The organism is Niallia sp. M35, from assembly GCF_050971705.1.
GTDB classification, from domain to species: Bacteria; Bacillota; Bacilli; order Bacillales; family Cytobacillaceae; genus Niallia; species Niallia circulans_A.
The window spans coordinates 35,371-50,908 of record NZ_JBPCEP010000012.1 but is presented as its reverse complement, the minus strand read 5'-3'; the positions used below and the strand labels follow the sequence as shown (position 1 = coordinate 50,908).

The following is a 15,538-nucleotide window of genomic DNA, read 5'->3' as shown; positions in this document are numbered from 1 at the left end:
GTGTTCACAAAGCCACCTCTTCCATATAAATAAGCTATTTCTATAAACAGGAGGAAATCAAATGAAATTTAACAAAATGAAAAGGTATTCCTTATTAACTGGTATCTTATCTGCTTCTCTGCTCTTTGCAAGTGCTTGTTCAAATGAGGGTGCCTCAAGTAACACCTCTTCAAGCAAAGGAGATAAAGTAGTGGTGGACTTGTTTAACGGAAAAGTAGAAATTGCGGATCAATTAAAAGCATTGACTGATCAATATTCAAAAGAACATCCAGATGTAACCTTTAATATTGAAACAGTCGGTGGAGGAGCAGATGGAACGGCTGCTTTAAAAGCAAAATTCGCCTCCAATACAGCTCCTGATATTTTTGGAAATGGTGGATATCAAGAGGCCTTAACTTGGCTGGATAAATTAGAGGATTTGTCAGATCAACCATGGGTAAAGGACGCATATGAAAGTGCCTTAGTTCCCATGACAGTAGATGGAAAAATTTATGGCCAGCCAGTTAACCTGGAGGGATATGGATTTGCCTATAATAAAGCATTATTTAAAAAGGCAGGTATTACGGAAATACCAACAACATTTTCTGAACTAGAAGCGGCTGCTAAAAAGTTAAAAGCTGCTGGAATTACACCTTTTTCAATCGGTTATGGTGAATGGTGGGTTTTAGCTAACCATGGATTAAATGTTCCTTTTGCTTATCAAGAAGATGCCGACGCCTTTATTAAAGGATTAAATGACGGATCAGCAAAAATCGAAGGGAATGAGCATTTTGACAAATACTTTGATTTATTGGATTTAACCATTGATTATGGTAATAAGAATCCATTAACAACAGACTACAATACCCAAGTAACTCTTTTTGCAACAGGTGAAGCTGCAATGATCCAGCAAGGAAACTGGATTCAGCCGATGATTGATAAAATTTCTCCTAACTTGGAAGTAGGCTTTATCCCAATGCCATTAAGTGATGAGAAGGAAAAATCGGATAAGCTAATGGTGGATGTACCTACAAACTGGGTTGTTCATAAGGATGCTCCTAAAAAAGATAAAGAAGCAGCATTAGATTTCTTAAACTGGATGGTTACTTCCGATTTCGCAAAAGAATCTATTGTAAAGGACTTTAAATATGTTCCAGCATTTGAAACAATCACTGCCACGGCTGAAGATATCGGTCCCTTAGGCGCAGAGATTCAAAACTACTCTCAAGAAGGCAAAACATATACATGGCAATTCACGAAATATCCTGATGGTGCTGGACAGGAGTTCGGTGCTAGTCTTCAAGCATATGTAGGAGGTCAAAAATCACGCGAGGAAACAATGAAAGCATTGGACGATACATGGGCTAAACTTAAAAAATAGTAGATTCACAATATAAGATACTAGCTAATATTTATACGTTTATCTTATCTTAACAATTTATTTAAGATTTATTGATAGTTTTGTCATATATTATTCATAATAGATGGGTATGATATAGCTATAGTCATTAAATTGCTTTTTCAAGTCCCCCCTTGAAAATAGACAGTATGAAGGAATGCCAAATAAAAGGCATTCCTCTTTTTTTAGCAAAAAAAAGACTCTTCACACCTGAGAGTCTATATAATAAGAAGAATAGTATTAAATTAATCCAAGATTTTTATTTTGACTGTCTTCCGTCCCCACGCCTTTGCTTTGCTAGTTGATGGCATTAAGACGTCTATTTTATGTCCTTTAATTGCTCCGCCTGTGTCTCCTGCCACTGCTTCTCCATAACCTTCTACCCAAACTTTAGAACCTAATGGAATGACTGCTGGATCTACTGCAATTAATTTCATATTCTTATTCTTTTTAATATTATATCCAAGTGCCGTAAAATCAGATTTTGTATCTTGATGACTATAAGCAGTTGAGGTTACATAAATAACATCTTTTCTGCTTGAAGACTTACTAGAAGATGCTTTGCTCGTAGTAGGTTTTGACTTAGTCGATGCACTAGCAACTTTTTTAGCTGGACTATTTACCTTTACGACTTTCTTCGCTTCTTCTTGCTCTTTCTTCAATGCGGACTCTGCTGCACCTATTTGATCAAGTACTGCTTTTTTCTGGCTCTCAGCCAATTCTACTTCTTTAGAAACAGAAGCATATTTTTTCTGAACAGCCGTTACTGCCTCTTGTCTTTGAGCAACATTTTGCTGCAGTTCATTTTGAGTAGCTGCTAATTCATCATATTGTCCTGTTAATTCTTCTTCTTGCTGATCAATTGCTGCCTTTTCTTCTTCAATTTTCTGAAGATCAGCTTGCTGCTGCTCTAATATATCTTTATCACCATCAAAAATCATCGAAATAGCTGTTGCTCTACTAAGAAAGTCAGCGAAGTCCTTTGAATTAAACAGCACTTCTAAAACAACATTTGTTTGGTCTGTATTCTGCAAGGAAACGAGACGATCTTTCATCACGTCTTTACGTGCCAATACTTTATCTTCTAGAACAACAATTTCTTCTTTCTTTTTCTCTATTTGTTGTTGCGTTTCTTCAATTTTCACCTGCAGATTTGCTATTTTATCTTTATTTTGCTGCATTACTGTTTCAATAGAATTTAATTCCTCTTGAACAGCTTCCAACTCTTTTAAAGTTTTTTGCTTTTCTGCTTCTTTTTCATTAATCAATTGCTGATTTTGATCCAACTGATTTTTTGCCTTGTTCAGTGTTTCTTGACTCGTTTCTGCTTGTACCATAATCGCTGATGTCAAAAAGATGACACTACTTAACGAAATGGCCATTAGTTTTTTTAAGGAACGCATCTAAAAACCCCTTTCTCTATTGTTATAACACATGAAAGAGGCTTCTAAATTACAATTCTATTAAAATAATAAGTCAATCCTTTTAAAATTAGTTTACAAGCTAGTTATTAAATATCGTATATTTTCTAGCATTCTGTAAGTCTAGAAGGGAGAATAACCCTTTGTTACCTTTGTAATAATTCTGTTAATTTTTAATTTTTAACCTTTTCAAAATTGGATTATATATCCTGTGTGAGCTTTATCATATCCATACACTGAATTCCATTTTCATAGATTTCCTCTTCATAGTGTTGAAGAAAAAAATCTTTCTCAATTCGATCGATCCGAAACCCGCATTTTTGATAGAGAGCAAGTTGTGAAATGCTGCTATTCCCAGTCCCTACTTCTATTCTGTTATATCCTAGTTTTCTCGCCTCTTCAATGGCATGCATAACTAACCTTTTCCCTAAGCCTATTCCTTGATAGCTTTCGCCAACAGCTAGATTGATTAATTCTATTGTTTCTTCTTCCATTGGTAATAAAACATAGACACCGATAGTTTGATCCCTATCTTCCGCCATATAGCAAATGCCCTTTTTAAGATATTCTCTGATTAAATGTTCAGATGGGTCTGCTAATAATAATAAATCAAAAGGGGGAGTTTCTCCTTCTCTAAGCTTACGAATCTTCATCAATCGTTCATCCTTTCTATAGACAATGCATCATTTTTTCCGCTTCTTGCCAAGGAACCGTATATCCTGCGCCTTTCGCACAGAAAATAGACGAGGATGTATATGCTGGATCGGCATTTTTATCATAGCCTAGTCCAGCAATCACCTCTTGTTCATTATGACAAGGGTAATAACCCGCAAAGGTAAAGGAAAGCTGGCCTTTTCCTTGCGTAAATGATGCTAAAGTTGTGCTGTATTCCATAAATGTGGAAACGGGAGCCTTTCCGGTAATAACTGCTTTATTATCTATTGTTTCGGGCGTATCAAATGCTCCATGGGCCATTTGTATATCAGCCAGCACTCTGCCCATTTGTTCAATAGCTACTTTTATTTTGAAAGCATAATAGGGCTCTAATAACCGGTTCTGTACTTTTTCCAGTCCTTGGCGCAATGCTCGAAAAGTAGCTTCCCGAAAATCACCGCCGTGTGTATGTTTATTATGGGCTCTCCCTGTTAATAATGTCACTTTTATATCTGTTAAGGGGGAACCAGTCAAAATCCCATGATGATCTCGCTCAAAAAGATGCTGGCAGATGAGATGTTGATTTGCTATAGATAAGTCATCTGTATGGCATCTACTCTCAAATGTAATACCTGTATTTCTTTTTCCTGGCTCTATATGGAGATGTACCTCCGCATAATGACGTAATGGTTCAAAGTGTCCATATCCGACAGTAGCTGTTTCGATTGTTTCTTTATACAAAATTTCCGGTTGACCAAAGTGCACATTTAAAGAAAATCTTTCTAATACTAGCTCCTGAAGAACCTCTAACTGTATTTTTCCCATCACATGCAAGTGAATATCTTGCTGTTTCTCCTCCCATGTTATCTGAAGAGATGGATCCTCTGCTTCTAATATCCGAAAAAGCTTTAGTACCTCTTTTTTATTTACTCCGGCTTCAACTACCACTTTTGAACGAAGCGTTGGCACCAATTCATATACTGTTTTTTCATGCATTGCCCCGACTCCATCTCCCACAACGGCCTCTGTAAGACCTGTTACAGCAAAAATCTCTCCAGCACCGGCTTCATTCACTTGTTGAAATTGTTTTCCAGTATATTTACGAATTTGCGTAATTTTCTCTACCATTCCATTTCCATATGGAAGTTCATCTCTGACATGTAGAGTACCACTTATTGCTTTTAGAAAAGTTATTCTTGTCCCAGCTTGATCATAACGAATTTTAAATACTCTTCCTGCAAAAGGTTGATTCTTCCTATACCTTGTCTTTGTTAATTGATGAAACTGATCGAAAAATTCCTTTATCCCAATATCCTGAAGGGCTGAACCATATCCACAAGGAAATAGCCGCGACGAAATAATCATTTCTTGGATTTTTTCCATCCACAATGTTGGTCGATAGCCATTATCCATATAGTAATCCAAGAGCTCTTCATCTCGCTCTGCAATAAATTCTATTTGCGCTTCCGACATACTGCTATTATCTAAAGAGGAAATATCATATACATCTGTCGTAAATTGGGAACGAATTTCTTCCAGAACACGCGCTGCATCCGCTCCTGTCCGATCTGTTTTATTAATAAAGAAAAATGTAGGAATCTGATGCTTCCTTAATAGATTCCACACCGTTTCGGTATGCCCTTCAATCCCTTCTACCGCACTAATAATCACAATAGCAAAGTCCATTACTTGAATCGCTCTTTCCATTTCTGGAGAAAAATCAATATGTCCAGGAGTATCAATTAAATAATAAGTAGAATCTCCATGTTCAATGATTCCTTGGTCTGCAAAAACCGTAATCCCTCGTTGCTTTTCAATTATATGACTATCTAAAAAGGAATCTTTATGATCTACACGGCCACGTTTAGTTATACTATTTGTATGATATAGAAGCTGCTCTGAAAAAGTAGTTTTTCCCGCATCAACATGTGCTAATATTCCAATTGTCTTATTCATTTTGAAAGCTACTCCTGCGTTTTTAGTTTATACCTATCATTATAGCTGAAATGGCCATAAGGATGGTATAACTACCAGAAAAATCAATTGTAGATCAGTCTCTTTTACTTCTCCAAACAAAGAATGTATCTACTATACAAGCCAGTAAAATTCCTGATGAATAGCGTATTAAATCCATAAATAGGAAGCCCTTTCCGAGAATTAACGCTCCAATTGTTGTATCTCGAAGCTGATTAAGCCAATCCGCTTGATATAATTGACTGCCTTCGATTCCAAAACTGAATAGTATGCTCAGTACTCCTGCTAATAGGAGGCTTTTTCTAATAAATAGAAACCGAAACCCAAAGTAAACCATCATCGCCCAAATCATATCTCCTGCATGAACAGCTATAAAATCAGGAAGATGATTACTAAATTTTCTAGAAGATAATCCTAATAACATCATGAGTATGGTTATAACAAAATAGAATAGTCGGTACATTTTTTTCACTCACAAATTATATTTTATTTAATAAAGCTTGATAATCTCTAACCTTTCTTTCCTATCTGCCCTTAAAATCTAGAGACCCGATATACTAATATGGTCTCTAGATTTTAACTAATTTTCTATTTGTTTAAATTTTGTGCTACTTATCCTAAAAATAAGTCTAAAATATTGGAACCTTTCGATGCTTGTTTATTATAAAACTCTGAGTACCCGCATTTCTTGCAAAAGACAACCGTAAATGTATTATGCTGAATATCCATTAACTTGGATAAACCCGTTCCTGTCATGGCCACATCTTTTGTTCCTATATCTGTTCCCCCGCATTTTACACAGCCTTTGCTTTCCATATTATTACGCTCCTTTTTTTTGTTATATCTTTGTTTCTGTTTTATCATCTCCTTTATTATTACGAAGTAATACGATATTTAGTTTCATTTCTATCGATACAAATAATGATGAATTATTTTTAAAAGCTTATCTAAATTTTCTTCCGAGACATTTTCACTTAATCGTGCCGCTGCGACAATTGGAATCCATTTCGTTTCCATTTGAGAGGCTTTTCACACAATTATAAAGCAGTGCTAGAATACAAAAAAATTGGTTGGCAAAAGTTCGGGTATTACCGATTCATGCCAACCAATTTACTATTTCAATTTATGCTTTTTAAGTTACATTAGCCTACTATCCCTGTCTCATCAGCATTCTTCGCTTCGAAATCATCAAGCATAGCACGGACATCATCAGACGATTGTGTACTCATCAATTGATTTCTCAATTCACTTGCCCCTCTAAATCCTTTCACATAAATTTTGAAAAAACGGTGAAGGGCTTTAAAAGATCGTGTTTCTAATTCCTGTGAATATTTGTCATGAAGATCAAGATGTAATCGTAATAGATCAAGCATTTCTTTACTGCTATGCTCTTTCGGTTCTTTTTCAAAGGCAAATGGATTTTTAAAAATACCGCGCCCTATCATAATACCATCCACTCCATATTTCTCAGCCAGCTCCAAGCCAGTTTGACGATCAGGAATATCACCGTTAATCGTTAAAAGTGTATTTGGTGCCACAAGATCACGAAGTTTTTTGATTTCCGGAATCAATTCCCAATGTGCATCCACTTGACTCATTTCTTTTCTTGTACGCAGATGTATCGAAAGATTCGCGATATCTTGTTCCAAGATATGTGTTAACCAGTCTTGCCATTCCTCTATCTCCGTATAACCAAGTCTTGTCTTAACACTGACAGGCAGTCCACCTGCTTTTGCTGCTTGTACAATTTCCGCAGCAACCTCTGGACGGAGGATAAGTCCGCTTCCCTTCCCTTTTGCTGCGACATTAGGAACTGGACAGCCCATATTGATATCGATTCCCTTAAAACCTAGCTTTGCCATGCCTATACTCATTTGTCGAAAATATTCAGGCTTGTCTCCCCAAATATGTGCAACCATTGGCTGTTCATCTTCTGTAAAAGTCAAACGTCCACGTACACTCTGTGTTCCCTCGGGATGACAATAACTCTCCGTGTTAGTGAACTCCGTAAAAAACACATCCGGTCTAGCCGCCTCACTGACTACATGACGAAAAACAACATCCGTCACATCTTCCATCGGTGCTAATACAAAAAATGGCCGTGGTAATTCCCGCCAAAAATTATCTATCATATAAAACTCAGTTCCTTTCATATAAATCCAATGTTAAACTTCTCGTCTCACAATTAAAACGAAAAATATCCCTGCCTACTTGACCCTTTTCGTCTCAACAAGTTATATCATCGATTACTTAAATCGAAAATTTATCATTTATTAGTAAATCTTTTAAAATTATACCGTCTTCTATATTAAAAGGCTTTAATTCCTCTGTCAAATCAGTATCTCTCTTGCCTGTTAGAAGTCCCCTCTGTACTGGAAAAGTTTAAAATATCTTATCTGATTAGTTTTATACCATCAACAATAACAAACAACTAATTCTATACAAAATTCCAACAACTTTTCATTTTGTTTGTTTTTCGATGTATCCATTTCTTACTTCCACCAAAATCTGTGGACGCCTGAGTCTGTGGATAAATTTTAATTCTTGATAATCAAAACATTTTCTTCTATTCGCTTTCTTTGTATAATAAAATATATCAATATGCCTCTGTAGCTATAGAAGGGAAGAGCGCCGGAAAACATTGTTGGTACCGGGTCGCAAGGCAAGGGTTTCAGAAGCACCGAAAAGCAAAAAAGCTGAGGCAGGTGAAATTCCTAGCCGGTGAAAGTCCGTAGGGAAGCGTGTTCCCCCTAGCCTATGCTTACGAAAGGAGTGCGGGTTCGAATCCCGTCAGAGGCATCCTATTTTCCTCTAATGAAACTTTTCTTACCATCAACCGTATCACTAGTTAATAATCCAAAGGGTGATGTTATCTGTGTTTAAATCTGAATTTGCTAGCTTGATTACCAATCTAGTATGCTATATAATCCCTCTTATTTTCCTTTTCCATTCCACAACTCTAGGTACTTTGTTTAATGTGGTCGCCATACTCGCATTTTCCCTTAGAGCAGCGTATGACATCGCAAAGTACCGTAGAAATCAATCTCACCATTCTTAACGGCTTTCTTGATGAAAAACCTACTAAAATATACCTATTACCACAATTAATTAAGGCATTAATACCTGCTTTTTCACCACTTCTTTTTCCCTGTTTTTAACAATTTTCCCATTATTGATTTACTTTATGAATACTTAACTTTAAACTTAAAAAAAAAGTCTGATCGAGGTGGTTTCCTTGAAGTTTAAATCTATAATCTGTTTCCTTAGACGGAATCATAAATACAGCTATTACTCAAATAGTTGTATTAGATGCGGGAAAAAAAAATCTCATTAGGGATTCTTCTCCCCTCACTCTCCCAACGGATGGAAGGAGAGTGAAAATCTAATCTATTATGATAATGTCATGTAACCCCCACCCCCTATTTCTCCGTTCATCAAGATTAACATTATAAATAAAATGCTATTTGTTGAGTTTAAATCTCCATATAACATCTTTTTTTGAAATGAATAATAACATATAGCTAAATCAGCTTTATTAATCTTTTCCCTCCATAACAGTTGTACTTTATTAACCTTAAATTGAAAAATAAGAAATTTTATTATTCTGTTAGATCAAAGTAATTTTTTGTGGAAAACTTCTATCCATTTTTATTGTTTTTAATTATTTATCCACAAATTAATCAAGTCGGAGTTGTAGAAAATACTAAATATAAATGGGCAATAAAACCAAAAAGACTGAGGGGAATTAAGAGAAACGGGATGAAAAGCATAAAAAACAAAATAAAATTAGTCCTTCGTTAACAACGAGGACCTAGAATTTAATAAAGCAATAAAAATTTCCAATATTGGCAAAATTCATTTTTATGATCCTAAGTATAACCAAGTCTGAAAGCTAGTACAACATGGAAAGAATTCCGGGAATACTTATTAGGATTGCAGCTTTTCACTGAATCAAAAAAATCAGTTGAACCACTTTGGGAAAAAAGTCTTTACAAGGTATGTGGTCAATGTGTACATACCTTGCTTAAAAACCTTGTTATACCAAAGTTAATCTCGCCACCGCCTCCACATGCATCGTTTGAGGAAACATATCCACAGGCTGTACTTCTTCTGTCTTATAGCCACCATCCTCTAATATGCGCAAATCACGAGCTAAAGTCGCTGGATTACAGGACACATAGACGACTTTCTTTGGCTTCATATCAAGAATTGTTTGCAGTAATGCTTCATCACAGCCTTTTCTGGGTGGATCTACTACTAAAACATCTGCTTCATTTCCTTCTTTATACCAGTTGGGGATAACTACTTCTGCTTCTCCTACTGCAAAATCGACATTGTGGATATCATTTAACACAGCGTTATTTCTTGCATCTTCAATTGCTTGTGGGACAATTTCAACTCCAAATACTTTCCTTGCCTTTTTTGCCAAAAATAAAGAAATGGTGCCGATTCCACAATAGGCATCAATTACTTTCTCTTCTCCACTCAAATCAGCATACTCCAATGCTTTCTCATAAAGCACCTTTGTTTGTTCCGGATTTACTTGATAAAAAGAACGAGCTGAAATAGCAAATTTTACATCGCCAATATAATCCGTAATCGTCTCTTCTCCCCAAAGTACACGAGTAGTATCTCCCATTATCACATTTGTTTTTTTGTTATTCACATTGTGGATAATCGATTTAATATTTGGCACCTTTTGAACAATTTCATCAACAATTGCTTTGCGATTGGGGATATCCTGTGTACGGGTAATTAAGACAATCATGATTTCCTTCGTAACCAATCCTCTTCTTACCATAATATGACGTAAATCTCCCTTATGACGAGCTTCGTCATATGCACGAACCCCATATTTTGAACAAATATCTTTTACTGTATTTACGACATAATCATTTTCTTCTTGTTGGATGAAGCATTGCTCCATATTAATAATTTGATGAGAGCGCTGTTGATAAAATCCGCCAATGAGGCCACCTTCTTGTTCTCCAATTGGAACTTGGGATTTATTACGGTAACGCCAAGGGTTTTCCATCCCGAGTGTTGGATGAACAATCGTATTGATTTTTCCAATTCGTTCTAAAACATCCTTCACGTGTTTATGTTTTGTTTTCAATTGTCCTTCATAGCTTAAATGCTGTAATTGACAGCCACCGCATTCCTTGTATATAAGGCATGGCGCTTCTACACGATAGGGACTTCTTTCTTTAATCTCTAGCAGACGACCAAAACCGTAATTCTTATTTGTTTTAATTACTTTTACAGTTGCTTTTTCACCTGGAAGTCCATTGGGGATAAAGAGGGGGTAACCATCTATCTTTGCCACACCTGAACCTTCATGGGTTAAATCTTCAAAAACTATATCTATTATATCGTTCTTTTGAACGGGTAATGTTTTACTCATTATCGTCTTCCTTTACGTCGATATTTCCGAAAAAAATAAGCGTGGTAATTGTATCATATTATGAGGAAAGCTTCATTGGTATATGCATAATCTTTGAATGTTACCCAAAACAAAAAGTGAGGGGATTTCTTCTTCCACTCACTCCTTATTATTGTCTATTTGTAACATCTCTTTATAATCCTTGACATCTGGTCGGTCTTCATCGCGAATCGCGTCAAGCGGTACAAATAACTCAAAGTGACGATACAAATTAATAAATTCAGCTGGCAATAATCCGCCAAATTCTCCATCAAGATTTACTTGTACTTTCTCATCTGAGCTAACCTTTATATAATTCGCATTCGTATAAATGACATTAGGATCATTTATATGTTCTCCACGTAACGCAAGGCTCGCAATTCGAATAAACTCTGCAAGGTTTGCCTTTTTTAAGATCAATAGAGAGAATAACCCATCATTAATAGATGCGCCAGGGGCTAATTTTTCGAAACCGCCAACAGAATTAGTCAGACCTACAAGAAACAACATGGCTTCTCCATCAAATAACTTGCCGTCGTACTCGATTCTGACATGCGAAGCTTTAATGAAAGGCAGCATTTCGATACCTTTTAAATAGTATGCTAGCTGTCCAAGCATGGTTTTCAATTTACTAGGAACTTCATAAGAAATTTCTGTTAAATGTCCGCCACCACTAATATTAATGAAGTATTTGTCATTCATTCTTCCAATATCAATTGGAATAGTATCACCTTTTGCGATAACATCTACTGCACCAATGACATCTCTAGGAATATGCAATGCTCTTGCGAAATCATTTGTCGTTCCTACTGGAATAATTCCAAGCTTTGGACGATATTCCTGTTCTGCCATTCCATTGACTACTTCATTAATCGTTCCATCACCGCCTGCAGCTATGACGAGATCAAATCGTCTTTCTACGGCTACTCTCGCTGCATATGTTGCGTCCTCTGGTCCAGTCGTTGCATGACAGGAAGTTTCATACCCTGCCTCTTCTAATCTTTTTAGCACCTCTGGTAAATGTCTTTTAAAAGCTTCCCGACCTGAAGTAGGATTATATATTATTCTTGCCCTTTTCATATTCATCATCCTATAATCAAGATTCAATTTTTTCCATAACCAATAACATCATATACGATACTACTTGCTTAGGCAATGTTTAACTCTAGTTATTACCATGATATGTATCTTTTTTCATGATAAATGTCCATGTCTCAAGCATCTTCCCACATTATAACCCAATCTATTAGTTCATCATACTTTTCTCATTCTTATTCCTGTTTTTTTCTATTAATCAAACGTTTGATTAACTTTTTTTCGCCATTCCTTACAGCTATTCATCCTTTATAGAGGAATTTTGACAAAATAGAAAGACAGAAATTGCTAGACAATGCCTTATTCCAAAAGAAAGATCTTCCTCCATATTTAATCATCTGAGTCCAATCTTTCCTCCTTTTATTAATGATTTGTTACATTTAAAGTACCACTATCAAAAATGTTAATGGAAGAGCCACCCTTCCCTTTTTGCAAAAATGCATTAGTTATTTCTTCTATATGCTTCTTTTCTTTATTTGGAAATTCCCAATCCTCCTGTTCCTGATTGTTAATGAGTGTATCATCTACGGAAACTTTCACATTTTTTGTTTCATCTAATATTAAATCAATTTGTGGAACATTATTGATTGTCCAATTATTTTTTAAATTACGCGGATTTACTGTAATGTCATTTTGCAAATCAATAATATCTAACTTTTTGCTCGTTGGAACAAGAATAGTAGTATTTATAGAAGCATAGTCTCTGTAAAATTCAGAAACGCGATATGGCAATTGCTTTAAACGGATAAATAACGTATCACCCTTTTGCGATACAAGTAAATAATCCTCTGGCTTTAAAACATCTTCCTTCTTCGATTGAACAGCTCGATAGGTTCCAAATAGAGAAAGAACATCATCGTTTGTTCCTTCAATCGTAATTGGATTTTGCCGATTGTCAGATTCAATGACAATTCTTTTAATATCGTCCTTCATTGCATAATTAAATTCAGGTAAATCACTTGTTACTTCCTCTCTTTTTAACCCTTGTTCTACTAAATCCATAATCCCTGAGGATTGGAGAAAGACCATTGCAATTCCAGCTGTCCCAATTATTCCAACGATAATGATGCTGAAAAGATCAAAGCTTAAATATGGTTTTTCTTGTTTAGAAGAAAACAAGTATAATAAAATTTCTATTCCAAGAATAACTAAAATAATTGGCCACCAAACTTTTAAAACAGTCACTATTTTCCAATCAAAAAACTGCGTAAATAATAGAAATACACCAAGAAATACTAAAGATAAGCCCATCGAAAAAGTGCCCACTCGCCATGTTCGCATTCTCTTCTCTCCTTATGTAAAGCCTTAGCTATTTTGAAACAGCTACAAAAAAGCAAGGCCATAACTTAGATTTTTTTCTTTTTCGTCCCTTTTAGTAGATGAATACCACCGATAATAAGAACTAAGCACACAATTCCTGTCTGGAAATATTGATAAAAGAAAAAGTGTAAATCAATATTTATTTCCTTTTGGATAATAGGGGAAAAGATCGGCAAAATAATATTAATCATTAAATAATATAAACCAACTACTAGTAGACCAATGCCAAACCATTTTTGATAGTTAATCAAATAAGCAATAACAGGGACGTCCTCCAACTCTTCTTCTCCTACTTTCGAGGCCTTTTGTAATCCGTCAAAGAAACTGTAGAACCAGATAATCGGAATAACGAATAAAAATAGCCCTAATCTTAATTCGTTAAGAATAAAAATAGAGAACAAGAATGCAGCCATTAGCTGAATCCCTCTTTGCTGTAACCCTAAATATAAATGCCCTGCACCAGGAAACACTGATAAGAAGGTCGCAATAAATTTGCTTTTCTTTCCCTCTTCTCTGTTCTTTTCAAAGTCTTGAAAAATTGTAATATCTTCTAATGCTTCTCCTTTTAGTTTTTTATTAAACTGCTGAGAAACGTCGTAAAAACCATAAACCCAGATTACTGGCAAAATCGCTAAAAATAGAAGAAACTCATTTGTATAGGTCAAAAACGCGATAAATATAATCATAATTCCTAAGCCTAAAAATGTCGTTAGGAGGGTTATTCCTCGATAAACTAATCCTAATTGGATATGACCTAATCCAGGGAAAAACGATAAAACAATCGTATAAAACCGCTCAGACTCCGTTGTTTTTGCCAGTATAGGTGCAGCCTCCCCAGTTTCAGAATCCGCTGCAAAACTTACTCGTTTCTTTAAATAGCTGCTGGTTGTAATTAATGTGTCGATAAAACTAATGCAGTATATAATAAAACCAATAAAAACTACTATAAATGTTAACTCATTGAGAGATCCTGCACTAAGCATCACAATGGACACAAACGCTAGTCCAAATACTGCTAGCCCATAAAAAAAGCCTCGCAGCTTTTTTCCAATATAGAATAGCCCGCCTCCTGGAAAAAATGCTAAGATTGTCGCGACAATCGGGTTTTTCATTTTTTAACTTCCTCCTTCTTACTACCATCAAATGAATCCATCCAGGCAAATGTCTTATCCACTAAGCCACCTGATTTTGGCTCATTTTTAAAAGATACTTCCGTTTTTTGAATTGTTTCTGTATGTTTTACAATGGACTGAAAAAATCCTGCCGACATGAGAATCAAAGTAAGACTCGCGGCAATTGCATAATGGAATATGGATGACTGATAAATAGGACGTTTCTTTTCTTCTGTTGTTTTTATCTCCATATTTTCAGAGGATATTTTTTGCATAATATCATTCATAAAAGCTGCTTCATCTGAAATTGAAGGAAGTGTCTCCTCTTGCTTGTCTACTGCATCTATATATAATTCTAAGCATTGATCGCATGTATACAAATGATCTTCGAGTAGTGATCTTTCCTTCTCACCTAGTTCATCTTTTACATACTTCATCCAATAATCTTTAGAATAATGTGCTGTCATAAAAATTCTTCCTCCTTCCAATGCGTTTTGATCCAGAGTCTTGCGCGATACAGCTTCGTTTCAATTGTTTTCACTTGAACATTTTGTTCTGCTGCCATTTCTTGATAACTTTTTTCTTGAATGTAAAAACCATAAATGACGTCCCTGTAATTAGCTGGGACTTCCTCCAGTCTTTTCTGCACAAGTCTTTGTCGTTCGCGCCTCAACACTTCTAGTTCTACATCATCAGTCTGAGAGCCTCCTATATGGGATTTCAATTCCTCTGCCATCTCTTCTTTTCTTCTTTGTTTTTTTCTTCTCATATCAATAGCATGATTGATAGCAATTCTTGTTATCCATGTTTTAAATCCTTGATTCTCATATTTGGGGAGAGAGGTATAGATTTTAATAAACACTTCTTGTGTAGCATCTTCCGCTTCTTTTTGGTCCTTTAAAATGCTGTATATCGAACGAAACAAGTAGTCCCGATGCTTTTCTACTAACAAACGAAATGCGTGATCATTTCCTGCTTTTATCTTTTCAATTAATACTTGATCACTAATGGCCTCTCCCCCCTTTCCTGCCATTCTATAATAATAGACGGTACTGGATGGTCATACCCCTACAGTTTTTTTATTTTTTCATGCTTATAGACTCTCTTTTGTAATAGTATCATTATTACATGAAACTTTTTAGCCTTACTTTCGTATTTCATC

At 35.5% G+C, this 15,538-nt stretch carries 13 protein-coding genes; 1 reads left to right on the top strand and 12 read right to left on the bottom strand.

Going from position 1 to position 15,538, the window contains the following annotated elements:
* The first annotated feature begins 61 nt into the window (after positions 1–61).
* A complete protein-coding gene (locus tag NiCM35_RS17315) occupies positions 62–1,360 on the top strand; it encodes an ABC transporter substrate-binding protein (protein WP_123260011.1) in 1,299 nt (432 codons plus the stop codon).
* 263 nt (positions 1,361–1,623) lie between these two features.
* Here the strand turns inward: NiCM35_RS17315 and NiCM35_RS17310 are convergent, their stop codons facing one another.
* From NiCM35_RS17310 to NiCM35_RS17255, 12 genes are all read right to left on the bottom strand, one after another.
* On the bottom strand, positions 1,624–2,781 hold the full coding sequence (locus NiCM35_RS17310) for a 3D domain-containing protein (protein WP_433780284.1): 1,158 nt from the start codon (positions 2,779–2,781) through the stop codon (positions 1,624–1,626).
* Between the two features lie 218 nt (positions 2,782–2,999).
* Entirely contained in the window at positions 3,000–3,452 is a 453-nt protein-coding gene (locus NiCM35_RS17305) for a GNAT family N-acetyltransferase (protein WP_095333385.1), read from the bottom strand.
* A gap of 16 nt (positions 3,453–3,468) precedes the next feature.
* Positions 3,469–5,409 carry a GTP-binding protein gene (locus tag NiCM35_RS17300; RefSeq protein WP_433780282.1) on the bottom strand — a complete coding sequence of 647 codons (1,941 nt, stop codon included), beginning with the start codon at positions 5,407–5,409 and terminating at the stop codon, positions 3,469–3,471.
* A gap of 94 nt (positions 5,410–5,503) precedes the next feature.
* A complete protein-coding gene (locus NiCM35_RS17295) occupies positions 5,504–5,890 on the bottom strand; it encodes a ribosomal maturation YjgA family protein (RefSeq protein WP_341123777.1) in 387 nt (128 codons plus the stop codon).
* A gap of 149 nt (positions 5,891–6,039) precedes the next feature.
* The gene (locus NiCM35_RS17290; protein ID WP_047941808.1) at positions 6,040–6,243 is read right to left on the bottom strand and encodes a zinc ribbon domain-containing protein; all 204 of its coding nucleotides are present in this window, start codon (positions 6,241–6,243) and stop codon (positions 6,040–6,042) included.
* Between the two features lie 326 nt (positions 6,244–6,569).
* Entirely contained in the window at positions 6,570–7,559 is a 990-nt protein-coding gene (locus tag NiCM35_RS17285) for a tRNA dihydrouridine synthase (RefSeq protein ID WP_433780280.1), read from the bottom strand.
* A gap of 1,904 nt (positions 7,560–9,463) precedes the next feature.
* Positions 9,464–10,831 (bottom strand): 23S rRNA (uracil(1939)-C(5))-methyltransferase RlmD, encoded by a 1,368-nt coding sequence (gene rlmD / locus NiCM35_RS17280; RefSeq protein ID WP_433780278.1) that lies wholly within the window; start codon positions 10,829–10,831, stop codon positions 9,464–9,466.
* Positions 10,832–10,969: 138 nt separating this feature from the next.
* Entirely contained in the window at positions 10,970–11,929 is a 960-nt protein-coding gene (locus NiCM35_RS17275) for a diacylglycerol kinase (protein ID WP_095333395.1), read from the bottom strand.
* A 378-nt stretch (positions 11,930–12,307) separates the two neighbouring features.
* Positions 12,308–13,225: a hypothetical protein gene (locus tag NiCM35_RS17270; protein ID WP_095333397.1), complete on the bottom strand. Its 918-nt coding sequence runs from the start codon at positions 13,223–13,225 to the stop codon at positions 12,308–12,310.
* Positions 13,226–13,290: 65 nt separating this feature from the next.
* The gene (locus NiCM35_RS17265; RefSeq protein ID WP_123258842.1) at positions 13,291–14,376 is read right to left on the bottom strand and encodes a hypothetical protein; all 1,086 of its coding nucleotides are present in this window, start codon (positions 14,374–14,376) and stop codon (positions 13,291–13,293) included.
* Positions 14,373–14,843, bottom strand: a complete 471-nt coding sequence (locus tag NiCM35_RS17260; RefSeq protein WP_433780276.1) for an anti-sigma factor — start codon at positions 14,841–14,843, stop codon at positions 14,373–14,375. Before NiCM35_RS17260 ends, NiCM35_RS17265 begins: the two co-directional genes overlap by 4 nt.
* On the bottom strand, positions 14,840–15,409 hold the full coding sequence (locus tag NiCM35_RS17255) for an RNA polymerase sigma factor (RefSeq protein WP_433780274.1): 570 nt from the start codon (positions 15,407–15,409) through the stop codon (positions 14,840–14,842). The genes NiCM35_RS17260 and NiCM35_RS17255 overlap by 4 nt, the downstream gene beginning before the upstream one ends.
* Positions 15,410–15,538 lie beyond the last annotated feature (129 nt).

Excerpts from the sequence above, each read along its gene's own strand:
- NiCM35_RS17290 (WP_047941808.1), bottom strand. The coding sequence starts at position 6,243 with ATGGAAAGCAAAGGCTGTGTAAAATGCGGGGGAACAGATATAGGAACA.
- NiCM35_RS17300 (WP_433780282.1), bottom strand. The coding sequence starts at position 5,409 with ATGAATAAGACAATTGGAATATTAGCACATGTTGATGCGGGAAAAACT.
- NiCM35_RS17315 (WP_123260011.1), top strand. The coding sequence starts at position 62 with ATGAAATTTAACAAAATGAAAAGGTATTCCTTATTAACTGGTATCTTA.
- NiCM35_RS17270 (WP_095333397.1), bottom strand. The coding sequence starts at position 13,225 with ATGCGAACATGGCGAGTGGGCACTTTTTCGATGGGCTTATCTTTAGTA.
- NiCM35_RS17260 (WP_433780276.1), bottom strand. The coding sequence starts at position 14,843 with ATGACAGCACATTATTCTAAAGATTATTGGATGAAGTATGTAAAAGAT.
- NiCM35_RS17265 (WP_123258842.1), bottom strand. The coding sequence starts at position 14,376 with ATGAAAAACCCGATTGTCGCGACAATCTTAGCATTTTTTCCAGGAGGC.
- NiCM35_RS17285 (WP_433780280.1), bottom strand. The coding sequence starts at position 7,559 with ATGATAGATAATTTTTGGCGGGAATTACCACGGCCATTTTTTGTATTA.
- NiCM35_RS17305 (WP_095333385.1), bottom strand. The coding sequence starts at position 3,452 with ATGAAGATTCGTAAGCTTAGAGAAGGAGAAACTCCCCCTTTTGATTTA.
- NiCM35_RS17255 (WP_433780274.1), bottom strand. The coding sequence starts at position 15,409 with ATGGCAGGAAAGGGGGGAGAGGCCATTAGTGATCAAGTATTAATTGAA.
- NiCM35_RS17295 (WP_341123777.1), bottom strand. The coding sequence starts at position 5,890 with ATGTACCGACTATTCTATTTTGTTATAACCATACTCATGATGTTATTA.
- NiCM35_RS17310 (WP_433780284.1), bottom strand. The coding sequence starts at position 2,781 with ATGCGTTCCTTAAAAAAACTAATGGCCATTTCGTTAAGTAGTGTCATC.
- rlmD (WP_433780278.1), bottom strand. The coding sequence starts at position 10,831 with ATGAGTAAAACATTACCCGTTCAAAAGAACGATATAATAGATATAGTT.
- NiCM35_RS17275 (WP_095333395.1), bottom strand. The coding sequence starts at position 11,929 with ATGAAAAGGGCAAGAATAATATATAATCCTACTTCAGGTCGGGAAGCT.